This window comes from Cognatundibacterium luofuense (assembly GCF_018139685.1).
GTDB lineage: Bacteria > Pseudomonadota > Gammaproteobacteria > Burkholderiales > Burkholderiaceae_D > Undibacterium > Undibacterium luofuense.
In genome coordinates, this window is the sequence record NZ_JAGSPN010000012.1 from 1 (window position 1) to 22,359 (window position 22,359).

Here is a 22,359-nt window from a genome sequence, read left to right on the forward strand (position 1 = left end):
GACTGCCCGGATTATTAAAGGTAATAGTCTGAGCAGCTTTCGGTGTCACCGCTGTCGATGCGGACGATGCACTGCCTGTACCGGCACTGTTCGTGGCGGTCACTGTAAAGGTGTATGCCGTGCCGTTGGTCAGACTGTTAACCGTAATCGTACAAGCCGATGGACCGGTACATGAACCGGTAAATCCGCCCGGACTGGAGGTCGCTGTATAAGTCGTAATTGCTGCACCACCATTCGAAGCCGGTGCGGTAAAGGTCACTGTTGCTGAACCAGTACCTGCGGTTGCGCTGACACTGGTCGGTGCACCCGGAACCACCGCCGCAACCGCGAAGGTTTGCTGTACCTGGGTCGCTGCATTGTACGTACCGTCACCTGCCTGATTCGCATTGATCGTACAGTTGCCTGTCGTCACAAAGGTCAGTGTGCTGCCGGACACAGTACACACGCCTGTTGTTGCACTGGTAAAGGCAACGCTCAGACCGGAGCTTGCTGTCGCGCTCAGAGTCGGGGTCGTACCGAAGTTCTGGCTGCCCGGATTATTAAAGGTAATCGTTTGTGTGGCTTTCGGCGTCACCGCTGTCGATGCGGACGATGCACTGCCTGTACCGGCACTGTTCGTGGCGGTCACTGTAAAGGTGTATGCCGTGCCATTGGTCAAACTGTTAACCGTAATCGTACAAGCCGATGGACCGGTACATGAACCGGTAAATCCGCCCGGACTGGAGGTCGCTGTATAAGTCGTAATTGCTGCACCACCATTCGAAGCCGGTGCAGTAAAGGTCACTGTTGCTGAACCAGTACCTGCGGTTGCGCTGACACTGGTCGGTGCACCCGGAACTGTTTTCGGGGTCACTGCTGTCGATGCGGACGATGCACTGCCGGTACCGGCGCTGTTCGTGGCAGTCACAGTGAAAGTGTAAGCCGTGCCATTAGTCAAACTGTTAACCGTAATCGTACAAGCCGATGGGCCAGCACATGAACCAGTGAATCCGCCCGGACTTGAGGTAGCAGTGTAGGTTGTGATCGCTGCACCACCATTAGAAGCAGGTGCCGTAAAAGTAATGTTAGCGGAAGCATTTCCCGCCGTAGCACTGACGCCAGTTGGTGCCCCCGGTACTGAAACACTCGGCGGAGGAATAACCGTAATCGTTATTCCTTCTGTGTAATTGGAAGTGCCCGTATTGAATTTGTATTGATTAAATGTCTGGTTCGTTGTGGCAGTTCCGATTGTAAATTCAAGATAATCACGGTCAACGGTTTCCTGATTTACGTAAAGCTGAGATCCATTGGAGCCGTTTTGTGGTGTTGTGTCATAGACGCCACTCTGAACCGATATCCCCTGACGGAATCCGTTAACTTTCGGATCACAATTCGAATATTCCGTTGTCGTAAACTCACGTTTATAGACTTTTGCTGTGCCAGAACCTGTAGAGGTCACGTTCGCATCGTTTGCAATATCGAAGGTGATGCTACAAGCGGCCAATGCCGACCCGGCATTTAACATCTGCAAGAAGCCCGCAATCATTAACAAAAACAGAGTACGGAAAACAGAATGTATCAGGCGATTTACGCTACGAGGATTCAGATTCATAAAGCGATCTCACATGTTGATTATCACTATCACAAAAAAAATCATCAAAAAAAACGGCGTTTTTGAGATTTGATAGCAATAGATTTAATTTTTACAATTTTAATTACTCCCATAATAATCTGAAAATTTCACAGAATCCGATTTTCATTTAATTGTCATATTTACCAATTACATGTCAACTACTTGTCTTGATTAAATAAACTCAATCATCATCAGCGTTCTTTAATTTTTTCATTACATGTAAATTAATTTTCATTTCTTTTACATGTTGTTTTTTGTATTTTTTCTCAAACTTTGATTGACGAATAGCGGGTTTATTTTGATGATCATCACCTGATGTTGACATATTCAATATCAATTTTTGATATCAGGAGGTAGGCGTGGATCCATTTTTAGGGGAAATCAGACTCTGTGCATTTTCTTTTGCGCCAAGAGGCTGGGCTTTTTGTAACGGTGCCTTATTACCGGTCAGACAAAATCAGGCTTTATTTGCATTACTGGGGATAACTTATGGAGGCGATGGCGTAAATACCTTCGGCTTACCCGATTTGCGCGGCAGAACTGCGGTCAGCGCGGGGTCAAGTCAGTTGACAGGTACAAACTACACTCAGGGCGCACAGCTTGGTACAGAAACTGTCACTTTGACGTCAGCACAAGTTCCATCACACTCCCATTTACTGCAAGTCAGCACTTCAGCAGGAACAAGCGCCACTATCGGGGCTGCGGTTAACATTCCAGCAACTTCATCAGTAACCGCTCCGGCAGTTCCAGAAGCCACTTATGGTGATGCATCGTCGAATCTGACTGCAATGTCATCCAGAATGTGTCAGCTATCCGGTGGTAATCAGCCCCATGCAAATGTGCAAGCATCGCTGGTACTGAATTACATCATTGCGACGCAGGGAATTTTCCCTTCCAGAAACTAAGGAGAACACGATGGCAGAACCATTTATCGGAGAAATCCGTATTTTTGGTGGTAATTACGCACCGGACGGCTGGCTGCTGTGCAACGGACAATCGCTGCCTATCAGCGGGTATGAGCCTTTATTCGCACTAATCGGCACCACTTATGGCGGCGACGGTGTCAGCACATTTAATATTCCGGATTTACGCGGACGCCTGCCGGTTGGCATGGGTTCCGGGCCAGGCTTAACGCCGCGACAACTGGGTCAACAAATCGGGACGGATTCCGTAACGCTGACAAATACCAATATGCCAGCGCACAACCACACCATTAGTGGTACCACAAACGCAGCCACTGCTACGACGCCTTCAACCAATAGCACATATGGTGTGACCACAAGTACGTTTTACTTTGTCCCTGACGCGGCAATTACTGAAAGCCCGTTTGCGGGTAACGTGCTTTCCAACTCGAACGCTGGAAATTTACCCCACGAAAACAGAATGCCCAGCGTTGCGCTCAGTTATATGATCGCGACAATTGGCGTTTACCCAACTCAACCTTAAGTCCGGAGTAACACATCATGGCAGATCCATATATCGGTGAAATCCGTGCATTCGGATTTAACTTTGCCCCCTATCAATGGGCATCATGCTCTGGCCAGCTCATGCCTATCAGTCAAAACACAGCGTTGTTCAGTATCCTGGGCGTGCAATTTGGCGGGAATGGCCAAAGCACCTTTGGCTTACCAAATTTAAATGGTATGGCTGTGCGTGGGCAACAAAATAACATCTTAAATGATGTTAACGGTGCCGAGACTGTCACACTGACATCACAAACTGTTCCGCCACATACCCATACCGTGGTTGGCCGGAGCGGACGCGCAACGGATAATAAAGCGGCAGGAAATTTACCTGGTCAGTTTGTTAAAGCAACCAAAAACTACACTGTTGCAAACAGTGCAAATTTGCAATTAAATCCGGCGTTAGTCAGCCCGTTCATCGGTAACTCTCAGCCACATGAAAACCGCCAACCGCTGCTGGTCATGAATTTCTGCATCTGCCTGTATGGCAACTACCCATCACGCCCTTAGTCTGACGATGGCTGGCAACAGCCATCGTCCTACTTTTATTGCATCAAAATGACGATTTCCCTCTCCCTTTTTCAGGCTCACACTGGCAGCTGTTTCGATATTTTTTTCGATAATCAACAGCAACTCCGTCTGCAATTACAAGAAGTCAGCCAGAAACCTTGCGAACCTGGCTATCAGGCTTTTTCGTTGCTCTTCTTTTGTGACGGAATTTATCAACTGGAGCAAAACACTTACCCATTGCAACATCCGGAGCTGGGGGAAAACATGATCTTCCTCGTCCCTGTCGCCCAACAAGGAACCGGTGTACTGTATCAGGCAACTTATTACATCAAAGCTGAATGAAAACCTTGATTCCTTCGCATCCAGAGCTGACACTGCGCCCTGTTACAGATTCAGATCACGCATTTTTACTGGAACTATATTGCTCGGTACGCTCTGAAGAATTAGAACCGGCTCCTTGGACACAAGAGCAAAAACACAGTTTTCTGGAGAGTCAGTTTGCACTGCAATCCCGGGCTTACGATGCATACACTGGACAAGCTTACTTTATCGTGAGCGCCAGATCACAGGACATCGGACGCCTGTATCTGCAATATCGCGACGATGCCTTGTCTATCGTTGATATTTCTCTGCTGGGTACATCTCGTGGCTTAGGTTACGGGAGCAGCCTGCTGCATGATGTTATTCAGGCAGCGAATCATTTGTGTAGACCTGTGCAAATTCACGTCGAAAAATTTAATCCCGCAATGCGGTTGTACCAGCGTCTCGGTTTCCTGCCCGTTCAGGACAAAGAAGTGTATCTGAAACTGGAGCGCCCTTTCGACCGGTAATTAAGCACGTCCGCTACGCTGGATACGCTTGTTTATCAATAACAGGAAGAAAGCCGTTCTTTTGGTTTTCTTCCTGACACTGTACTTTTCCGGTAGGGCACAATCAGAACACAGGCCCTCTTCACACCTTATGCATCAACATTGTCCCCACAACGGCTAAACAGGCCGGAAATTCCCTGCAAACCACCACAAATGCGGCATTCCGCACAGGTTTTCACGGACGTCCGCAGAAACAGTGGCTGTCCGGACAGGTGCTTTGACGAGATCTGCATACTCATCGTCTGCGGTGGCGGATCACGGAAACGATGGCGGGAGAAGTAAGGCTGGTGCAGATGCGTTTGATGTCAGATCAAGACGGGATTGCCAGCACAACATTGCCGGAGCCAGACGAAAAGCCGGAAGCACGCTGCTGAGCAGCGGGGAGTATCTGAGCAATTTGAAAATAAATTTTCGTGATTTTGCTTTGAATGGTAAATCAACGTATCATTTTTGCGAAAATCCGGGAACTTTCTGCGCTTTTCTTTCGTCTGTAGCAGGAAATCAGCGTAAAGTACCTGACATGGCATACGGGCAACAGGATTCTGGCCCGGCCTTTGCATTCTGCTCCGGAGACTAGATTGAACAAATTTCTGACCATTCCCGTTTTGCTGGCCGGTATGACCGGCGCGGCAGTCAGCCATGCCGATGAAGGCCAGTGGCAACCGCATCAGTTACTGCAACTGAAAGCGGAACTGAAAAAAACCGGTATCAGCATTCCAGCGGAAAAACTGGCGGATCTGCGTAAGCATCCGATGTCGGCGATTGTGTCGCTGGGCGGCTGTTCGGCTTCGTTTGTGTCGCCGCAGGGTCTGGTGGTCACCAATCATCACTGTGCTTACGGCGCAGTGCAGCGCAATTCCAGCGCGACGCAAAACTATATTGCGAACGGTTTTCTGGCGAAAACCATGGCGGATGAGTTGCCGGCCGGCGCGGATTCGCGCATGTATATCACCGATAAGCTGGAAAACGTGACCGACCGTATCAATGCCGGTATGACAAAAGGCATGAGCGGCAAGCAGCGCCATCAGCATATCGAGAAAAAAATCAAAGAACTGATCGCAGAGTGCGAACAGGATAAGGCTTACCGTTGTTCGGTGCCGAGCTTCCACCGTGGTCTGGAGTATTACCGTATTCGCCAGATGATGATCCGCGATGTACGTCTGGTGTATGCACCGTCGGACAAAATCGGTAATTACGGCGGCGAAGTGGATAACTTCGAGTTTCCGCGTCATACCGGCGATTTTGCTTTCCTGCGTGCTTATGTGGGTAAGGATGGCAAACCGGCCGATCCTTCTGCGGACAATGTGCCTTACCAGTCGAAAGATTTTCTGGTGGTGTCGGCACAGGGTCTGAAAAACGGTGATCCGATTCTGCTGGCCGGTTATCCGGGCCGCACCAGCCGCTATAAGCTGCCGGAAGAAATCCGCTTTGCGCGGGATGTCAGCTATCCGGCACGGGTGGCCGAATCGCGCGCCGATATCGCCACAATCGATGCGGCCACTGCCGGTAATCCGGAATTGCAGGTGCGTTACGCCAGCGTAGTCAAAGGCATTCAGAACGGTTTGAAGAAAACCCAGGGCTTGCTGGATGGCTTCATGCGCAAGGATATTGCGGCGATCAAAGATACGCAGGATGCGGAGTTCCGCAGCTGGATCGCGCAAACCAAGCGTGACGACGCGTTTATTAAAGAGCTGGAAAATGTGATTGCCGCCGACATGCGTTTGTCGGAACGTGAATTCGGCTGGTCGGTTGCCACCAACAGCGATTTGCTGCGTACTGCGCGCACGCTGTACCGTCTGGCACTGGAAAATGAAAAGCCGGATGCAGAGCGCAAAGCCGGTTACCAGCAGCGTGACCGCAGCAGTATCGCCGGTCGCATGAGCCGCCTGCAGCAATCCTTCGCACCGGAAATCGATCTGGCCCGCTTCAGCGCCGGTCTGAACCGTTATGCGGCACTGGGCGCGGCCAGCCATCCTGCCGGCCTGGATGCGCTGCTGCCGAAAGTCAGCGAACTGGCAGTGATGTACACCCAGACGGGTTTGCTGCGCGCCGATGAGCGTCTGGCATGGATGACACGTCCGGTGGCGGAATTCCGCAACAGCGATGATCCGTTTATCCGTCTGGCGGTGCGTCTGCATGATACCGGTATGGCGCTGGAAAATGAACGTGAAGAAAACGATGGCAATCAGTCACGCATCATCCCGCAATACATGCAGGCGGTGATCGACTGGAAGAAATCGCTGGGTAAACCGGTGTATCCGGATGCGAATTCGACACTGCGTGTGACTTACGGCACGGTAGCGCCATACAGCGCACGTGATGGCGTAATCAAAGGTCCGTTCACAACAGTGGAAGGCATCGTCGAAAAACATACCGGCAAGGCCCCGTTCAACGCACCTGCAGCCCTGTTGCAGGCAGTGCGTGAGAAACGTTACGGCGATTTCCGTGATCCGGTGCTTGGCACGGTGCCGGTCGATTTCTTGTCGAGTGCAGATACTACCGGTGGCAATTCCGGTTCTGCAGTGATGAATAAGCAAGGTGAGCTGATCGGTCTGAACTTTGATTCGACTTACGAGTCTATTACCAAAGACTGGTATTTCGATCCGGCAATTACCCGCGCGATTCACGTCGACATCCGCTACATGCTGTGGGTGATGAAAGAAGTGGATCATGCAGATAATCTGCTGAAAGAAATGACGATCCGATTCCCTAAGCGGTGAGTTTGTAGTTCCTGAGTACCAAGTCTGTTACTGCTATTTCAACGGAGCCCTCGTGGCTCCGTTTTTTTATCTACGGAAATCCGGTGCATTCCGCGCTTCCGGTTTATGAAAACTGCATAGCAGAGCCCGCCTGTATGCATTATCGTCATTGTCTTTGCCTGTTTCCGGTGGAGACGCTGCATGCAACCCCGCTTTTTTGATTTCCGCACCCTGCATGATCAGCTGATCCTGCTGTTTGTTCTATTGTGCGCAGCCGTTTGTACCGTTGTCCTGACGGCCTGGGAATTCAGTTTTCCGTTTGTAATGAGTCTGGATCAGCACGGTAATCCGAATGCGTTTTTCGGTTTGCTGTTCTTATTTTTGCTGATCGCTGCGCTGCTGCGTCCGCTGTTATGGCAAATGGGTGGTCACAGCCAGCCTGCACTGCTGTTTTCTTTGCTGACGTCTTCAATGCTCAGTTATCTGTGCGGCTGGACCGGCATCTGTGTGGCAGCGATTTTACTGGCCCGCTTTCTGATCCGGCGCGGCTGAGCTTCAGATATCCACAGGGTCCACTTCCACTGACCACTTCACCCGGCTGCGCAAAGCACGCAGCGCCGGAATCCATTCCCGCAAATACGCCTGCAAGGCCGGACGGGCTGCCGATTCGATCAGCAATTGCGCACGGTCACGGTTCGCTAAGCGGGTCAGTGTCATCGGCACCGGATCATGCACCATGATCTGCGGATGACTGAGCAGTTCTGACGCCTCTTTCAGAAAAGCCACAGCCTGCGCCAGCTCTGCGGCTTCAGCGCGCAATAAAGCCTGATACACATATGGCGGAAAACCGGCTTGCTGGCGCTCGAGCAAGATGTCTTTGGCAAAACCCGGATAATCATGGCGCATCAGCGCGTGATACAGCGGATGATCGGGATAGCGGGTCTGCACCAGTACTTCGGCCGGGGTCAGATTGCCACCGGCGCGCCCTGCCCGTCCGGCCACCTGCATCAGTTGCGCGAACAAACGCTCACTGGCGCGGTAATCCTGAGAAAACAGCGCCGCATCCGGATTCAGCGCAGCCACCAGCGTCAGGCGTTTAAAGTCATGGCCTTTGGCGACCATTTGCGTACCGACCAGAATATCGACTTCGCCGTCATGCACCTTGTCAAATGCGGCCTCGGCACTGCCTTTCAGGCGGGTGGAATCAGCATCAATCCGGAATACGCGAGCCTCGGGGAACAGCGTTGCCAGCACTTCTTCCAGCCGCTGTGTACCGCGTCCCAGTGGTTGTAAGTCGATATTGCCGCAATCCGGACAAGTATGCGGGATCCTTTGTTCCAGTCCGCAATGGTGGCAACGCAAACGGTGATCGCGCTTATGCAGCACCAGATTGGCGCTGCAGCGCGGACAAGGGCTGACCCAGCCGCAGGCTTCGCAACTGAGCACCGGTGCATAGCCGCGCCGGTTCAGGAACAACAGCGACTGTTCGCCGGCTTCCAGCCGCTTCGTGATCGCGGTAATCACGCGCGGACTCAGGCCTTCGCTGGGGCGTTCACGCTCGAGATTCACAATCCGTATCAGCGGCAGGGTGGCATCTTCGACCGCACGCTTGGTCAGAGTGCGCAACTGGTAACGTCCCTGCTGTGCGGCATACCAGCTTTCCAGCGAAGGCGTGGCCGATCCCAGCAGCACCGGAATCGCACGCTGATGCGCGCGCCAGATGGCCAGATCACGCGCACTGTAGCGCAAGCCTTCCTGCTGCTTATAGGACACATCATGCTCTTCATCGATAATGATCAGACGCAGCTTAGGTAAGGACGCCAGTACCGCCAGCCGTGTTCCCAGCAATATGCGTGCATGTCCCAGATGTGCGTTCAGCCAGTGCAATGTACGCTCACCTTCAGACAAGCCGCTGTGCAGGGTGGCAACCGGCATGCCAGGAAACCGGGTGCGCAAATGGTTTTCCAGTTGCGGTGTCAGATTAATTTCCGGCACCAGAATCAGAATCTGTGCATCCGGTTCCTGCGCCAGCAAACGGGCTGCACTCTGCAGATACACTTCGGTTTTACCGCTGCCGGTGACGCCGAACAGCAAGTGGGTGGCAAAGCCATTGCCCTGGCATACTGCATCCACAACCGCCGCCTGCTCTTCATTCAGCACCGGAGCAGTGCTGACCTGCCAGACCGGCTGTGCAGGCTGCTTACTGATTTTTTTGAGTGCCTTGTCCAGCGCGACGGTTTTCAGCGCTTTCAGGTTTTTGGGCAGTGCGGGCAGCATCACTTCACCAACCGGACGGTGATAATAAGCAGCAGCAAACTGCGTCAGCGCCAGCCATTCCGCGTTCAGTGGCGCCAATTGCGGACGGGTCGCCAGGACGCTGCGGATTTTGTCCGGTGGCACATCTGTTTCCTGCAAAACGTCCATCACCATTGCTGCAACCTGCTGCCGTCCGAACGGCACTAGCACCAGTTGTCCGGGTTGCGGCTGAACCTGCTGTTCCGGTGGCAGAATAGCCGGATCAAAGCGGTAATCGAACAGACTGGCCAGCGGCGTATCAAGCGCCACACGCAGATAAATTGCAGAATTCATGCTGGATTTCAGGACAGTTTTTCACTGTCAGATCAGGGATTGCAGAAGATTGTAAGGAAAAGCCGTACATCTGTGGATAACTTTGTGAAAAAAGACCGCTTGACAGTGATAAAAACTAAGCGGGACGCGGCTTTTGCACGATCTCCCTGTAATTTCGCCCATTTTTTTATTCTTTAAAATCAATAACTTATATTTTTTACGCAGAAGCAACGTCGTTTTTCTGCTAATTCTCCACAGCGCACGGATTTTGTGCATAAGTCACCTGTGCACAGTTTTGTGACGCAATGCGGAAACCCAGTATTCATGCGGCTTTCCAGCCATTTTCCATGTAAAAACCGCAAGCTTGCTGGGTGTTGCCATGCAACATGCAGTGATGGCGCGCCGTCATGCCGGTTTTACAAAAAAACAGCCTGCTGTCCGGCAGGAGCAACAGGCTGAGTATGCTGACAAACGGTGCAGCCAGCACCTTTTTGCGGCCGGTATCAGGCGGCTGTCTGACGCTGACGACGGCTGTATTCGTGTACGGTTTCCACCAGCACGCTGACTGCTTCCGGTGGCGTATGCTGGGAAATACCATGTCCCAGATTAAAGACATGGCCGTGACCTGCCGACGGCGTACCATAGGCGTCCAGCGTCGCAATCACCTGTTCGCGGATCTGCGCCGGTTCTGCAAACAGAACCGCCGGATCAATATTGCCCTGCAGAGCGACTTTATCGCCGGCACGGCGACGCGCTTCGCCCAGATTCACAGTCCAGTCCAGACCAATCGCATCGGCCCCGCTGTCCGCAATCTGTTCCAGCCACAGGCCGCCGCCCTTAGTGAATACGATTGCCGGAATACGCTGACCATCTTTCTCACGCTGCAAACCACTGACGATGCGGCGCATGTATTCGAGTGAGAAAGTCTGATAAGCACCGTCTGCCAGCGCACCGCCCCAGCTGTCAAAAATCATCACTGCCTGCGCACCGGCATCAATCTGCGCATTCAGATAGGTGGTGACTGCCTGTGCATTCAGCTCCAGAATGCGGTGCATCAGATCCGGACGGCTGTACATCATTTTCTTCACGGTATGGAATTCACGTGAACCTTCACCTTCCACCATGTAGCAAGCCAGTGTCCACGGGCTGCCGGAGAAACCGATCAGCGGTACACGACCATTCAGCGCACGGCGAATCGACGTTACCGCGTCATACACATATTGCAGGCTGCCCTCTTCCGGCACACGCAGGTTCTGCACATCGGCTTCTGTCGCCAGACGACGTTCAAATTTCGGGCCTTCACCATCGGCAAAATACAAACCCAGACCCATCGCATCCGGCACGGTCAGAATATCGGAGAACAGAATCGCTGCATCCAGCGGATAACGGTCTATCGGTTGCAGCGTCACTTCGGTCGCAAAATCCGGATTTTTTGCCAGTCCCATGAACGAACCGGCTACTTTACGGGTGGCGCGGTACTCCGGCAGATAACGGCCGGCCTGACGCATCAGCCACAGTGGTGTGTAGTCGGTTTTCTGACGCAGCAGAGCACGCAGAAATGTGTCGTTTTGGAGCGGAGCAAATTGTGAAGACATGGTATTCCGTCTGGGTTTTCTGGGAAAAATGGCCGGCGAATCCATCGTCGGCGCGTATCAGCGTACATTATCGCTGATGATGGGGCTATCCACATCTGATCTGACGCAATTTGCCGGAAAAACACTGTCCACAAACCGGTAAATTTCTGTGGATAACTTTGTGGAGATTTTTTTTCAAAAACAGCGTTTTTTCACAACTGTTAACCACTGTTAACAGAATTTTTATATAAGCACTTGTTTTTAAAAAGATTTTTTTAAAATTCATCGCTGAAGAAAATATTCAGCCTGTTTTTTAAGCACCAAAAACTGTGCATAAGTCTGCAATCCTGATAAAAAAACTACTGTTCGTTTACACAGCATGTGAGTGATCGCTACGCGCCTGAATCCATATGGATCAGATCTCCCCAAGTTGTCCACAAGGCATAATCAGACACTGGTCTGCGTTGCTTGTAAAACGCCGTTGACAACACGCCATGACTATTGTCAGTCAGGAACCCTGATACTGGCATATTCAGGATGTGGCGCAGGATACTTCAGCTGCAGGTTATCCAGAATTTCTCTGACAATATGGGCGATAACCAGATTGCGCTGCGTTTTGGAGTCTGCAGGAACAATAAACCATGGCGCATGCGGTGCATTAGTCGCCCGTACAGCGTTTTCATATGCCCGCTGGTATGCATCCCAGTGCGCTCGCTCTGCAAGGTCTGAGGGATCGAATTTCCAGTGTTTCTGCGGATCTTTCAATCGCTCTTCCAGCCGCTGTTTTTGTTCCGCTTTGGAAATGTGCAGAAAAAACTTCAGAATCACTGTCCCGGTATCAGTCAGCATGCGCTCAAAGTCGCGGATATGACCATAACGCTGTTCGCATTCTTTTTCAGAAATCCAGTCGTGAACACGGGTAATCAGCACATCTTCATAGTGGCTGCGGTTAAAAATCACAATTTCGCCGGCGCCCGGCACAGCTTGATGAATACGCCACAGATAATCATGATCTTTCTCCTGCTGCGTCGGCGCCTTAAACGCCACAGTACGTGCACCCAGCGGATTAATATCCCCAAACACGGCTTTAACCGTGCCGTCTTTGCCCGAAGTATCCATGCCTTGCAGAATAATCAGCAACTTTTTACTACGGGACGCGGTAAACACATCCTGCCATTCTGCAATATGCTGTGCCAGTTCACGCGTCAGTTCTTTATCCAGTTGCTTGGCATCGGGTACACCTGCGGCGGCAGCTCCCAGCCTGCGTAGTCCTGCGTCCTCGTCCTTCAGCGTAAAGTTTTCAGTTGCTCTGAACATATCAGCATATTTCATGTTTTCTCCCCCTGCATCAGTGAATTCGTGCTGCACGTAAGCGATGTTCAACCATCAGACAGGCATCCATGACAACCAGCAAACCGGCACTACGTGCAGTTTCTGCCGCACCTGCGTGAACAATGCCGGATTGCAGCCACAGGCAGCCTGCTCCGTTAGCAATCGCCGCTTCTGTAATGGCGGGAACAGCATCTGCCTGACGAAACACATCTACGATATCCACAGGGCCTGTGGCAGAGGCTTCAGATAAATCGCGCACAATCATTTGTCCACGCCAGATTTGTCCGGCCAGCCCAGGATTAACCGGGATCACTTTGTAACCCTGATCAGCGAGATAGGCAGCAACATAGTGTGAGGGGCGCTCAGGATTAGCAGAAAAGCCAACAACTGCGATTGTTTTTGCTTGCTGCAGGCAGCACAGCACAGGATCAGGTGCTGCGTTACAGCTGCGTATTTGATCTGACATGCTCATTTCCTCAGTAAATTTGCCGTAACGATAAAACCAGTCTGCACAGACCAGACATATTTATTTCTTCAGATAGCGGTGAATGGTTGCCAGCTGTGCGATGGCTGACGCCAGTTCTGCGTGTACTTTGGTGTGATCGACGCTGGCATCACGATGTGCCAGCTCACGCTCAGCGTGGCGACGTGCTTCATTCGCTCTCGCCTCATCCAGATCACGCGCGCGAATTGCGGTGTTTGCAAGAACAATCACTTTATATGGCTGAACCTCGAGAAATCCGCCTGCGACAAAGACCAGTTCCTCTCTTGCCTGCCGCGGCAAGCGGATACGCACTGCACCCGGACGTATACGTGAAATGAGCGGTGTATGCTGAGGATAAATACCCAGTTCACCGCTTTCGCCGGGGAGTACAACAAATTCCGCCGCTCCCGAAAAAATCGCTTCTTCAGCAGAAACTACTTCCACTTGCAAAGTCTGAGGCATGAAAACTCCGTGTATGAAGTATGCAGCGAAAAACGATGGTAAATTTCGTTAGCACGATGCATGAATCATAACGTTCTTTCCATCATCTCAGTACCTGCCGGTCGAGAAATTTGAAACAACAGGTAGCAACAGCGAACCACTTTACGCTGCACCAAAAACAAAAGGCAGCCAGAAGGCTGCCTTTTGCTGTCTTATCCACTGAAAAATCAGCGTTTCTGACGCAATTTCTGAATTGCTGCAAGTTGTGCCACCGCTGCTGCCAGTTCGGCTTGTGCTTTCGCATAGTCGATTTTGGAGTCACGGTTCGCCAGCGCCTGCTCAGCCAGTTTCTTGGCTTCAGCAGCTTTTGCTTCGTCCAGATCATGTCCGCGAATCGCGGTATCTGCCAACACAGTTACACCATCTGGTTGCACTTCAAGAATACCACCGGCCACGAAAACAAATTCTTCGTCAGCACGGCCGCTGATCTTGATGCGCACTGCGCCCGGTTTGATACGGGTGATCAGTGGTGTGTGTTTCGGATAAATACCTAATTCACCGGACTCACCTGGCAACGCGACGAATTCAGCTTCTCCGGAGAAAATAGATTCTTCCGCAGAAACCACGTCAACGTGAATTGTGTGTGCCATGTTAGACCCTTTGTATACGCTTGAAAAAGCTTATGCTGCGGTCACGGGTACCGCAGCATGACTCACTGCATTAAGCAGCCAGTTTTTTCGCTTTTTCGATTGCTTCGTCAATCGTACCTACCATGTAGAACGCTTGTTCTGGCAGGTGATCCAGTTCGCCGGAAGCGATCATACGGAAGCCGCGGATAGTTTCTTTCAGTGGTACGTATTTACCAGGCGCGCCGGTAAACACTTCAGCAACGTGGAATGGCTGAGACAGGAAACGCTGCATTTTACGTGCACGTGCAACGATCAGTTTGTCTTCAGGAGCCAGTTCGTCCATACCCAGAATCGCGATAATGTCACGCAATTCTTTGTAGCGTTGCAGAGTACCCTGAACAGAACGTGCTGTTTCGTAGTGCTCAGCACCAACAACTTGCGGATCCAGCTGACGGGATGTGGAATCCAGCGGGTCAACCGCAGGATAAATACCCAGCGCAGCGATGTCACGGGACAGAACAACAGTGGAGTCCAAGTGAGCGAAAGTTGTAGCAGGAGACGGGTCAGTCAAGTCATCCGCTGGAACATATACAGCCTGGATCGAAGTAATCGAACCGGTTTTTGTAGATGTAATACGTTCTTGCAGACGGCCCATTTCTTCTGCCAGCGTAGGCTGATAACCCACCGCAGACGGCATACGACCCAGCAGCGCGGATACTTCAGTACCGGCCAGAGTGTAACGGTAGATGTTATCTACGAAGAACAGAACGTCACGGCCTTCGTCACGGAAAGATTCCGCAATGGTCAGACCAGTCAGCGCAACGCGCAGACGGTTACCAGGCGGTTCATTCATCTGACCGTAAACCATCGCTACTTTGGAGTTTGGCAGATTGTCGAGGTCAACAACTTTTGCGTCAGCCATTTCGTGATAGAAGTCGTTACCTTCACGGGTACGCTCACCAACACCGGCAAACACGGACAGACCACTGTGTGCTTTAGCGATGTTGTTGATCAGTTCCATCATGTTAACGGTTTTACCTACACCCGCACCACCGAACAGACCAACTTTACCACCCTTCGCGAACGGGCAAACCAGATCAATAACTTTAATACCGGTTTCCAGCAGTTCCTGGGATGGGGACAGTTCGTCGTAAGCTGGCGCTTTACGGTGAATAGATGCAACGTTGTCCTGGCTGACAGGGCCACGTTCATCGATAGGGTTACCCAGTACGTCCATGATACGGCCCAGTGTTGCAGGACCGGTAGGAACCATAATAGGTTTGCCAGTGTTCGTAATGATCATGCCGCGACGCAGACCGTCAGAAGAGCCCAGCGCAATGGTACGGACCAGACCGTCACCCAATTGCTGCTGAACTTCCAGAGTCAGCTCGGAGCCTTCCATTTTCAAGGCATCGTAAACCTTAGGCATCGCGTCGCGTGGGAATTCAACGTCCACAACCGCGCCGATACACTGAACGATTTTGCCAGTTGCCATGTTCGTTCCTTCAATAATTTTAGATTCAGTTTAGACCGCTGCCGCACCGGCGACGATCTCGGAGAGCTCTTTGGTAATCGCAGCCTGACGGGTCTTGTTGTAGACCAGCTTCAGTTCTTTGATCACATTACCCGCATTTTCACTTGCCGCCTTCATCGCCACCATACGGGCCGACTGTTCGGACGCCATGTTTTCAGCAACAGCCTGATAAATCAGCGCTTCAACATAACGAATCAGCAATTCATCAATCACGGTTGGCGCATCCGGCTCATAGATGTAATCCCATGAATGGGAAGACTCATCTGCCTTCAGCTTGTCAGAACTCAGTGGCAGCAATTGCTCCAGCACTGGTTCTTGTTTCATCGTGTTGATAAAACGGGTATATGTCAGGTAAACCGCGTCGAGCTTTCCTTCCTGATAAGCATCCAGCAATACTTTTACCGGACCAATCAGTTTATCGAGGTGCGGTGTGTCGCCCAGTTGTACAACCTGGGAAACCACTGGTGCACCGATACGATTCAGGAAGCCAAGGCCTTTATTACCAATCGCAACCGTTTCAACTTGTAAGCCTTTACCTTCGAGTTCACGCAGCTTCTGGGTAACCAGACGCAGGACGTTGGTGTTCAAGCCACCGCACAGGCCTTTGTCTGTTGTCACCACGATCAGGCCGATTTTTTTGGCCTGATCTTGCTGAATCATGAAAGGATGCGTGTACTCTGGATTGGCTTGTGACAGGTTCGCAGCGATATTACGAATTTTCTCACTGTATGGACGGGCAGCACGCATACGATCCTGCGCTTTACGCATTTTCGATGCAGCTACCATTTCCATCGCTTTGGTGATCTTTTTCGTATTTTCTACGCTTTTGATCTTGCCACGTATCTCTTTGCCTGCAGCCATGAGTATTGACTCCTTCTAGCTACAGTCGATTAATATGCGCCGGATTTTTTGAAATCAGCAATTGCGGCAGCCATGGCAGCTTCGCCATCTTTGTCCAGTTGCTTGGTTTCTTCGATCTTAGCGAGCAATGCAGCGTGGCTGGTCTTCAGGAAGTTATGCAGACCGGATTCGAACGACAGAACGCTCGTAACGGCAACATCATCCAGATAGCCTTTGTTTGCTGCAAACAGGCTCGCTGCCATCAGAGAGATAGACAGTGGAGAATATTGTGCCTGTTTGAGCAATTCAGTAACGCGCGCACCACGGTCCAGCTGCTTACGGGTTGCTTCGTCCAGATCGGAAGCAAACTGCGCAAACGCTGCCAGTTCACGGTACTGCGCCAGGTCGGTACGGATACCACCGGACAGATTCTTAATAACTTTAGTCTGCGCAGCACCACCAACACGGGAAACAGAAATACCAGCGTTAATCGCCGGACGAATACCGGAGTTAAACAGATTGGTTTCCAGGAAGATCTGACCGTCAGTAATCGAAATAACGTTAGTCGGAACGAACGCAGAAACGTCACCAGCCTGAGTTTCAATAATCGGCAACGCAGTCAGAGAACCGGTTTTGCCTTTTACTTCACCCTTGGTGAATGCTTCAACGTAGTCAGCGTTAACACGCGCTGCACGTTCCAGCAGACGGGAGTGCAGGTAGAATACGTCACCTGGGTATGCTTCACGGCCTGGTGGGCGGCGCAGCAGCAGGGAAACCTGACGGTAAGCAACCGCTTGTTTGGACAGATCATCATAAATGATCAGTGCGTCTTCACCACGATCACGGAAGTATTCACCCATTGCGCAACCGGAGTATGCAGCAACGTATTGCATCGCTGCAGATTCAGATGCAGTCGCAGCAACAACAATGGTGTAATCCATTGCGCCGTTTGCTTCCAGAGCACGTACCACGTTTTTGACGGATGATGCTTTCTGACCGATCGCAACGTAGATACAGGTCATGTTCTGACCTTTTTGATTGATGATCGCATCAATCGCTACAGCTGTTTTACCAGTCTGACGGTCACCAATGATAAGCTCACGCTGACCACGACCAACCGGAACCATCGCATCAATCGCTTTCAGACCTGTTTGCATAGGCTGAGAAACGGATTCACGGGCAATAACGCCCGGAGCGATTTTTTCGATCGGTGCAGACAGGGCTGCATTGATCGGGCCTTTGCCATCGATAGGCTGACCCAGCGCGTTAACAACGCGGCCGCACAGTTCAGGACCAATCGGCACTTCCAGAATACGGCCGGTACATTTAACGGTATCGCCTTCGGAAATGTGCTCGTAGTCACCCAGAATAACGGCACCAACGGAGTCACGCTCCAGATTCAGCGCCAGACCAAATGTGTTACCAGGGAATTCCAGCATCTCACCTTGCATCGCGTCAGACAGACCGTGAATGCGGCAGATGCCGTCGGTTACGGAGATGACCGTACCTTGATTACGGATCTCAGCGGAATCACCAAGGCCTTGGATCCGGCTCTTGATCAGCTCGCTGATTTCAGATGGGTTGAGTTGCATACTAACTCCTAATATGTATTACGTTCTTACGCTGTCAGAGCGGCCTGCATTTTCTGCAGCTTTGCGCGAACCGACGTATCGAGCACCTGATCACCAACCACTACACGCACACCACCGATCAGAGAAGAATCCACTGTAACGGTCGGGTGCAGCTTGCGGCCAAATTTCTTTTCCAGTGTCGCAGCCAGCTCATTGACCTGATCTGCTGTCATTTCAAAAGCGCTGGTAACCTCTGCATCTGCTGCACCTTCGTGTGCATTTTTCAGAGCATGAAACTGGAACGCGATTTCCGGCAGCAAAGTCAGACGGTCATAGTCAGCAATGGTGTTGATAAAGTTTTTCACTTCATCATTTGCTGGCGTTTTGAGCGCAGACAGGAAAATCTCAGCGCGCTGAGCGGCCGAGACTTTGGGGTTGTGTGCAAGAGCTTGTACATCGGGATGCGCAGCTACCTGTGCAATTTCAGAAACCAGTTCTGCCCAGGAGGACAGATTACCGGCCTGAGCAACACGGAACAGCGCTTCTGCGTAAGGACGAGCGATCGTTGCGAGTTCGGCCATGATTACAGCTCGGTTTTGAGTTGAGTCAACAGATCTGCGTGAGCGGATGCATTGATTTCACGCTTCAGAATCTGCTCTGCGCCTTTCACTGCCAGTACGGCAACCTGGTCGCGCAGCTCTTCACGTGCTTTAGTAACTTGATTGTCAGCGTCTGCTTTAGCAGCAGCGATGATGCGCGCAGCTTCAGCAGCCGCTGCATTTTTCGCTTCTTCGATGATCGCCAGTGCACGCTTTTCTGCGTCGCCAACACGTTTCTGGCCTTCTTGCGCTGCTGTTGCCAGCTCAGCCTGAACACGTTTTTCTGCAGCCTGCATTTCTGCACGGCCACGGTCAGCAGCTGCCAGACCGTCCGCGATTTTATTGCGGCGTTCATCAAGTGCAGCGATGATTGGCGGCCATACGAACTTCATGGTGACCAATGCCAAAACAAAGAATACTATGCACTGATAAAATAAAGTTGCATTTAAGTTCACGGTATTTCCTTATCTAAATGGATCAAGCCGGAAGCGAAAACCACTTCCGGCACAGAAAGGAAAAATCGTATTACGCGCCGAATGGTTTCGCGAAAACGAACAACATTGCAATACCAACACCGATCAGGAACGCAGCGTCGATCAGACCTGCCAGCAGGAACATCTTGGTTTGCAGAGTGTTCATCAGTTCTGGTTGGCGAGCAGAAGCTTCCAGATACTTACCACCCATCAGAGCGATACCGATACATGCACCGATCGCGCCCAGACCGATAATCAGACCGCAAGCCAAAGCAACTAAACCCAGAGTTGTCATGATATTTCCTCAAAAAAAATTAAAATGAACCAAAAAACAAAAACACAAGAATGAAATCGCGCTTGCCGCTTATTCTAACCAGATGCTTAGTGCGCATCATGAGCCTGACCAATGTACACCAGGGTCAGCATCATGAAAATAAACGCTTGTAAGAACACGATCAGAATATGGAAAATCGCCCAGGCAGAACCTGCAATCACCTGGCCGATACCGCCACCGACACCAACCATACCGCCAAGCAGTGCGATCAGCAGGAACAGCAGTTCGCCGGCAAACATGTTACCGAACAACCGCATACCCAGGGAAACCGTTTTTGCAGCGAACTCGATCAATTGCAGCAGCAGATTGAAAGGCGCCATTTTAATGCCAAACGGAGCGGACAATAATTCGTGAATAAAACCACCCAGACCTTTGATTTTGACGCTGTAGTACAGCATCAGCAGCAATACGCCGAGGGAAATACCAATCGCGCCGTTCAGGTCAGCGGTTGGCACTACGCGGTGGTGCATCTCTGCGGAAATACCCAGCAGAGGGAAAATCAGACCGGAGAACAAATCAACCGGCAGGAAATCGAGGGAGTTCATCAGGGAAACCCAGACAAACACGGTCAGTGCCAGCGGAGCGATGAAAGAACGGTCACCGTGCACGATGGATTTGGATTGCTCTTCCACCATTTCGACCAGCATTTCAACAGCCGCCTGGAAGCGGGTTGGTACGCCGGAAGTCGCCTTGCGGGCGGCAAGACGCATAATAATCAGTCCGAGAATACCGCAGAAAATGGACCAGAACAGCGTGTCCATATTCACGATAGAAAAATCTACGATGTTTTCCTGATGCTTGGTCGATAAATGTCCTAAGTGATGGACAATATATTCCGACGCGGATGGTGCGTGCTCAGTTGCGCTCATGGTCGTTGTCTAAACAATAAAATGAAATAACTTTTCAGTACCAGAATGAAGGCGATCACAAATGCCGCCCAGTTCACTCCCGGATACCAGATCACCACTGCCCCCATCAGGGCCAGGGTCATTGCAATCTTTACAAATTCGCCGATAAAAAATGTTACCGGTGATGCTCCGTCCACACGTTTGGTGCCGACATACAGCCGCAACGCAAAAAACGCATTCGGAACTGCACAGCAAACGCCGCCTGCCAGAGCAGAATACGCTGCTGATGTATCACTGACGAGTCCGGCTAACACTGCCACGATGAGGGCTGTTGCCAGCTGCAACAGGACGATCCTGGCCATACACCTTCCTCTTATTCACTAACGAAAGTTGTTTTCGCCGCCGTGTTGCAGAATTATTTTTGGCAGGGAAAATTCTCGTCAACTAAAACCACGGAATTATACGTGTTAGTTCGTAGCAACGTCAAACTTTCGTTACATCGGAATTCGGGACTGAAATCGGCGTTTTTGCGTCAGATAACCGAAAATCCAGCCATTCCTGCACAATCTGCCATCCGGCATCCCAGTTTCCGAGTCCGGAATCACTGTTGATATGTCCGCAGTTACCCACATCCCATACCGGCAATTGCCATTTTTCGGCCCAATCAAAGGCTTTCTCTGCATCACGCCACGGATCATCACGCGAAATAACGACTTTACCCGGTACATGCAGCGGAATTTGTGGCACCGGCGCAAAATCCTGTGCCGGAAAACCACTACGCTCAGCATCCGGAGTTGCAACCAGCAGTACACCGCGTATCTGCAGAGACGCACCAAGTCCGGGACAACCTGCACGTAACCAGTGCAACAGCAAAATACATCCCAGACTATGCGCGACGAAAATGACATCTTGCTGACAGAGGCTGACACGCTGGCTCAGCGTCGTGAGCCATTGCGTCAGTTCTGGCTGATCCCAGTTATCCTGCATTACCCTGTGTACTTGCGGATGCTGTTGTTCCCAGCGTGTTTGCCAGTGTTCAGGACCAGAGTTGTACAGACCGGGTAATGTCAGAATATGCATGTTGTTTATTGGCCACGGATTTTCAGCAGAATTCCATCCAGCGTGTCCAGATCAGCAAAATCAATGATCAGCTGACCTTTGCCGCGCTGGCCCATTTTCAATACCACCTGCGTTGCCAGTAAATCGGCAATCTCTTCTTCCAGACGTTTGATATCGCGGGATTTTTCCGGTTTTTCACGGCTTTTTGGCGTACCAGTCTGTTCCGCCGTCGTTTTCGCGACCAGTTTTTCTGCTTCGCGTACTGACATGCGCTTGGCGACAATCTGATTTGCCAGCTGAATCTGGGTTGCTGCATCGGTTGCCAGCAAGGAACGGGCATGGCCCATATCAATATCACCAGCCATCAGCATGGTCTGCACCGGTTTGGCCAGATTCATCAGACGCAGCAGATTCGATACGGCGCTGCGTGAACGGCCGACCGACTGCGCAGCCTGTTCATGCGTGAAGTTGAAATCAGTGATCAGGCGATGGATACCCTGGGCTTCCTCCAGCGGATTTAAGTCTTCACGCTGCATGTTTTCGATCAGCGCCATTGCAGCGGCAGCCTGATCATCCACATCTTTCACCAACACCGGCACTTCTTCCATACCGGCCAGTTGCGAAGCACGGAAGCGGCGTTCACCGGCGATGATCTCATAGCGGGTTTTGCCGCCTTCATTACCGATCGGTCTGACCAGAATCGGCTGCATCAGACCCTGTGCTTTAATCGAGGCTGCCAGCTCTGCGAGCGCGCCTTCATCCATACGGGTACGTGGCTGATATTTACCTGCCTGCATTTGTGAAACCGCAAGCGTGGTCGGGGCTCCGGTGACAGTAGGTACTGACTCAGCAAAGTCCGATGCACCACCGAGCAAGGCATCCAGCCCGCGTCCCAGTCCTTTTTGTTTTTTCACTACCAT

General features: G+C 51.4%; 26 protein-coding genes. 8 read left to right on the forward strand and 18 right to left on the reverse strand.

What is annotated here, in order from left to right:
* On the reverse strand, nucleotides 1-1,591 hold a 1,591-nt coding region (locus KDM89_RS14865; RefSeq protein WP_329604676.1), incomplete at its 3' end, for a beta strand repeat-containing protein.
* Between the two features lie 202 nt (nucleotides 1,592-1,793).
* Nucleotides 1,794-1,937, reverse strand: coding sequence for a hypothetical protein (locus tag KDM89_RS14870; RefSeq protein ID WP_212688707.1), 144 nt, complete (start codon nucleotides 1,935-1,937; stop codon nucleotides 1,794-1,796).
* Between the two features lie 34 nt (nucleotides 1,938-1,971).
* On the opposite strand from KDM89_RS14870, the gene KDM89_RS14875 reads away from it, so the two are divergent.
* From KDM89_RS14875 to KDM89_RS14905, 7 genes are all read left to right on the forward strand, one after another.
* Nucleotides 1,972-2,517, forward strand: coding sequence for a phage tail protein (locus KDM89_RS14875; protein WP_212688708.1), 546 nt, complete (start codon nucleotides 1,972-1,974; stop codon nucleotides 2,515-2,517).
* A 10-nt stretch (nucleotides 2,518-2,527) separates the two neighbouring features.
* Nucleotides 2,528-3,058 carry a phage tail protein gene (locus KDM89_RS14880; protein WP_212688709.1) on the forward strand — a complete coding sequence of 177 codons (531 nt, stop codon included), beginning with the start codon at nucleotides 2,528-2,530 and terminating at the stop codon, nucleotides 3,056-3,058.
* Nucleotides 3,059-3,075: 17 nt separating this feature from the next.
* On the forward strand, nucleotides 3,076-3,585 hold the full coding sequence (locus KDM89_RS14885; protein ID WP_212688710.1) for a phage tail protein: 510 nt from the start codon (nucleotides 3,076-3,078) through the stop codon (nucleotides 3,583-3,585).
* 48 nt (nucleotides 3,586-3,633) lie between these two features.
* The gene (locus tag KDM89_RS14890) at nucleotides 3,634-3,927 is read left to right on the forward strand and encodes a DUF6916 family protein (protein WP_212688711.1); all 294 of its coding nucleotides are present in this window, start codon (nucleotides 3,634-3,636) and stop codon (nucleotides 3,925-3,927) included.
* Nucleotides 3,924-4,415 carry a GNAT family N-acetyltransferase gene (locus KDM89_RS14895; protein ID WP_212688712.1) on the forward strand — a complete coding sequence of 164 codons (492 nt, stop codon included), beginning with the start codon at nucleotides 3,924-3,926 and terminating at the stop codon, nucleotides 4,413-4,415. Before KDM89_RS14890 ends, KDM89_RS14895 begins: the two co-directional genes overlap by 4 nt.
* Before the next feature lie 617 nt (nucleotides 4,416-5,032).
* Nucleotides 5,033-7,174, forward strand: a complete 2,142-nt coding sequence (locus KDM89_RS14900; RefSeq protein ID WP_438947525.1) for a S46 family peptidase — start codon at nucleotides 5,033-5,035, stop codon at nucleotides 7,172-7,174.
* 180 nt (nucleotides 7,175-7,354) lie between these two features.
* Nucleotides 7,355-7,705 (forward strand): hypothetical protein, encoded by a 351-nt coding sequence (locus KDM89_RS14905; RefSeq protein ID WP_212688713.1) that lies wholly within the window; start codon nucleotides 7,355-7,357, stop codon nucleotides 7,703-7,705.
* A gap of 3 nt (nucleotides 7,706-7,708) precedes the next feature.
* Here KDM89_RS14905 and KDM89_RS14910 read toward each other — a convergent pair whose 3' ends face one another.
* On the reverse strand, nucleotides 7,709-9,742 hold the full coding sequence (locus KDM89_RS14910) for a primosomal protein N' (protein ID WP_212688714.1): 2,034 nt from the start codon (nucleotides 9,740-9,742) through the stop codon (nucleotides 7,709-7,711).
* A 482-nt stretch (nucleotides 9,743-10,224) separates the two neighbouring features.
* On the reverse strand, nucleotides 10,225-11,316 hold the full coding sequence (gene hemE / locus KDM89_RS14915; RefSeq protein ID WP_212688715.1) for a uroporphyrinogen decarboxylase: 1,092 nt from the start codon (nucleotides 11,314-11,316) through the stop codon (nucleotides 10,225-10,227).
* On the opposite strand from hemE, the gene KDM89_RS14920 reads away from it, so the two are divergent.
* Nucleotides 11,315-11,458: a hypothetical protein gene (locus KDM89_RS14920; RefSeq protein WP_212688716.1), complete on the forward strand. Its 144-nt coding sequence runs from the start codon at nucleotides 11,315-11,317 to the stop codon at nucleotides 11,456-11,458. The two genes, hemE and KDM89_RS14920, sit on opposite strands and share 2 nt — an antisense overlap.
* Nucleotides 11,459-11,799: 341 nt before the next feature.
* On the opposite strand, the gene KDM89_RS14925 is transcribed toward KDM89_RS14920, so the two are convergent.
* From KDM89_RS14925 to KDM89_RS14990, 14 genes are all read right to left on the reverse strand, one after another.
* Nucleotides 11,800-12,627: a PPK2 family polyphosphate kinase gene (locus KDM89_RS14925; RefSeq protein WP_212688717.1), complete on the reverse strand. Its 828-nt coding sequence runs from the start codon at nucleotides 12,625-12,627 to the stop codon at nucleotides 11,800-11,802.
* A gap of 16 nt (nucleotides 12,628-12,643) precedes the next feature.
* Complete coding sequence (locus KDM89_RS14930; RefSeq protein ID WP_212688718.1) at nucleotides 12,644-13,093, reverse strand: CoA-binding protein; 450 nt, start codon at nucleotides 13,091-13,093, stop codon at nucleotides 12,644-12,646.
* 60 nt (nucleotides 13,094-13,153) lie between these two features.
* Nucleotides 13,154-13,573 (reverse strand): F0F1 ATP synthase subunit epsilon, encoded by a 420-nt coding sequence (locus KDM89_RS14935; protein ID WP_212688719.1) that lies wholly within the window; start codon nucleotides 13,571-13,573, stop codon nucleotides 13,154-13,156.
* Between the two features lie 206 nt (nucleotides 13,574-13,779).
* Nucleotides 13,780-14,202 (reverse strand): F0F1 ATP synthase subunit epsilon, encoded by a 423-nt coding sequence (locus tag KDM89_RS14940; RefSeq protein WP_189356624.1) that lies wholly within the window; start codon nucleotides 14,200-14,202, stop codon nucleotides 13,780-13,782.
* A 70-nt stretch (nucleotides 14,203-14,272) separates the two neighbouring features.
* Nucleotides 14,273-15,676 carry a F0F1 ATP synthase subunit beta gene (atpD, locus tag KDM89_RS14945; protein WP_212688720.1) on the reverse strand — a complete coding sequence of 468 codons (1,404 nt, stop codon included), beginning with the start codon at nucleotides 15,674-15,676 and terminating at the stop codon, nucleotides 14,273-14,275.
* A 30-nt stretch (nucleotides 15,677-15,706) separates the two neighbouring features.
* Nucleotides 15,707-16,576 (reverse strand): F0F1 ATP synthase subunit gamma, encoded by an 870-nt coding sequence (gene atpG / locus KDM89_RS14950; protein ID WP_212688721.1) that lies wholly within the window; start codon nucleotides 16,574-16,576, stop codon nucleotides 15,707-15,709.
* A gap of 29 nt (nucleotides 16,577-16,605) precedes the next feature.
* Nucleotides 16,606-18,147, reverse strand: a complete 1,542-nt coding sequence (gene atpA, locus KDM89_RS14955; RefSeq protein WP_212688722.1) for a F0F1 ATP synthase subunit alpha — start codon at nucleotides 18,145-18,147, stop codon at nucleotides 16,606-16,608.
* Between the two features lie 26 nt (nucleotides 18,148-18,173).
* Nucleotides 18,174-18,707, reverse strand: coding sequence for a F0F1 ATP synthase subunit delta (locus KDM89_RS14960; RefSeq protein ID WP_212688723.1), 534 nt, complete (start codon nucleotides 18,705-18,707; stop codon nucleotides 18,174-18,176).
* Between the two features lie 2 nt (nucleotides 18,708-18,709).
* Nucleotides 18,710-19,180 carry a F0F1 ATP synthase subunit B gene (locus tag KDM89_RS14965; protein WP_212688724.1) on the reverse strand — a complete coding sequence of 157 codons (471 nt, stop codon included), beginning with the start codon at nucleotides 19,178-19,180 and terminating at the stop codon, nucleotides 18,710-18,712.
* A 70-nt stretch (nucleotides 19,181-19,250) separates the two neighbouring features.
* Entirely contained in the window at nucleotides 19,251-19,496 is a 246-nt protein-coding gene (gene atpE, locus KDM89_RS14970) for a F0F1 ATP synthase subunit C (protein ID WP_212688824.1), read from the reverse strand.
* Nucleotides 19,497-19,579: 83 nt separating this feature from the next.
* Nucleotides 19,580-20,401 carry a F0F1 ATP synthase subunit A gene (gene atpB / locus KDM89_RS14975; protein ID WP_212688725.1) on the reverse strand — a complete coding sequence of 274 codons (822 nt, stop codon included), beginning with the start codon at nucleotides 20,399-20,401 and terminating at the stop codon, nucleotides 19,580-19,582.
* Entirely contained in the window at nucleotides 20,398-20,742 is a 345-nt protein-coding gene (locus KDM89_RS14980; RefSeq protein WP_212688726.1) for an ATP synthase subunit I, read from the reverse strand. The genes atpB and KDM89_RS14980 overlap by 4 nt, the downstream gene beginning before the upstream one ends.
* A gap of 121 nt (nucleotides 20,743-20,863) precedes the next feature.
* Nucleotides 20,864-21,460: an RBBP9/YdeN family alpha/beta hydrolase gene (locus KDM89_RS14985; protein ID WP_212688727.1), complete on the reverse strand. Its 597-nt coding sequence runs from the start codon at nucleotides 21,458-21,460 to the stop codon at nucleotides 20,864-20,866.
* A 5-nt stretch (nucleotides 21,461-21,465) separates the two neighbouring features.
* Nucleotides 21,466-22,359, reverse strand: coding sequence for a ParB/RepB/Spo0J family partition protein (locus tag KDM89_RS14990; protein WP_212688728.1), 894 nt, complete (start codon nucleotides 22,357-22,359; stop codon nucleotides 21,466-21,468).

Bases quoted from the DNA above. Each gene is read 5' to 3' on its own strand.
- KDM89_RS14870 (WP_212688707.1), bottom strand. From the start codon at position 1,937: ATGTCAACATCAGGTGATGATCATCAAAATAAACCCGCTATTCGTCAA.
- KDM89_RS14880 (WP_212688709.1), top strand. From the start codon at position 2,528: ATGGCAGAACCATTTATCGGAGAAATCCGTATTTTTGGTGGTAATTAC.
- KDM89_RS14885 (WP_212688710.1), top strand. From the start codon at position 3,076: ATGGCAGATCCATATATCGGTGAAATCCGTGCATTCGGATTTAACTTT.
- KDM89_RS14890 (WP_212688711.1), top strand. From the start codon at position 3,634: ATGACGATTTCCCTCTCCCTTTTTCAGGCTCACACTGGCAGCTGTTTC.
- KDM89_RS14895 (WP_212688712.1), top strand. From the start codon at position 3,924: ATGAAAACCTTGATTCCTTCGCATCCAGAGCTGACACTGCGCCCTGTT.
- KDM89_RS14905 (WP_212688713.1), top strand. From the start codon at position 7,355: ATGCAACCCCGCTTTTTTGATTTCCGCACCCTGCATGATCAGCTGATC.
- KDM89_RS14910 (WP_212688714.1), bottom strand. From the start codon at position 9,742: ATGAATTCTGCAATTTATCTGCGTGTGGCGCTTGATACGCCGCTGGCC.
- KDM89_RS14920 (WP_212688716.1), top strand. From the start codon at position 11,315: ATGGTATTCCGTCTGGGTTTTCTGGGAAAAATGGCCGGCGAATCCATC.
- hemE (WP_212688715.1), bottom strand. From the start codon at position 11,316: ATGTCTTCACAATTTGCTCCGCTCCAAAACGACACATTTCTGCGTGCT.
- KDM89_RS14925 (WP_212688717.1), bottom strand. From the start codon at position 12,627: ATGAAATATGCTGATATGTTCAGAGCAACTGAAAACTTTACGCTGAAG.
- KDM89_RS14930 (WP_212688718.1), bottom strand. From the start codon at position 13,093: ATGTCAGATCAAATACGCAGCTGTAACGCAGCACCTGATCCTGTGCTG.
- KDM89_RS14935 (WP_212688719.1), bottom strand. From the start codon at position 13,573: ATGCCTCAGACTTTGCAAGTGGAAGTAGTTTCTGCTGAAGAAGCGATT.
- KDM89_RS14940 (WP_189356624.1), bottom strand. From the start codon at position 14,202: ATGGCACACACAATTCACGTTGACGTGGTTTCTGCGGAAGAATCTATT.
- atpD (WP_212688720.1), bottom strand. From the start codon at position 15,676: ATGGCAACTGGCAAAATCGTTCAGTGTATCGGCGCGGTTGTGGACGTT.
- atpG (WP_212688721.1), bottom strand. From the start codon at position 16,576: ATGGCTGCAGGCAAAGAGATACGTGGCAAGATCAAAAGCGTAGAAAAT.
- atpA (WP_212688722.1), bottom strand. From the start codon at position 18,147: ATGCAACTCAACCCATCTGAAATCAGCGAGCTGATCAAGAGCCGGATC.
- KDM89_RS14960 (WP_212688723.1), bottom strand. From the start codon at position 18,707: ATGGCCGAACTCGCAACGATCGCTCGTCCTTACGCAGAAGCGCTGTTC.
- atpB (WP_212688725.1), bottom strand. From the start codon at position 20,401: ATGAGCGCAACTGAGCACGCACCATCCGCGTCGGAATATATTGTCCAT.
- KDM89_RS14980 (WP_212688726.1), bottom strand. From the start codon at position 20,742: ATGGCCAGGATCGTCCTGTTGCAGCTGGCAACAGCCCTCATCGTGGCA.
- KDM89_RS14985 (WP_212688727.1), bottom strand. From the start codon at position 21,460: ATGCATATTCTGACATTACCCGGTCTGTACAACTCTGGTCCTGAACAC.
- KDM89_RS14990 (WP_212688728.1), bottom strand. From the start codon at position 22,359: ATGGTAGTGAAAAAACAAAAAGGACTGGGACGCGGGCTGGATGCCTTG.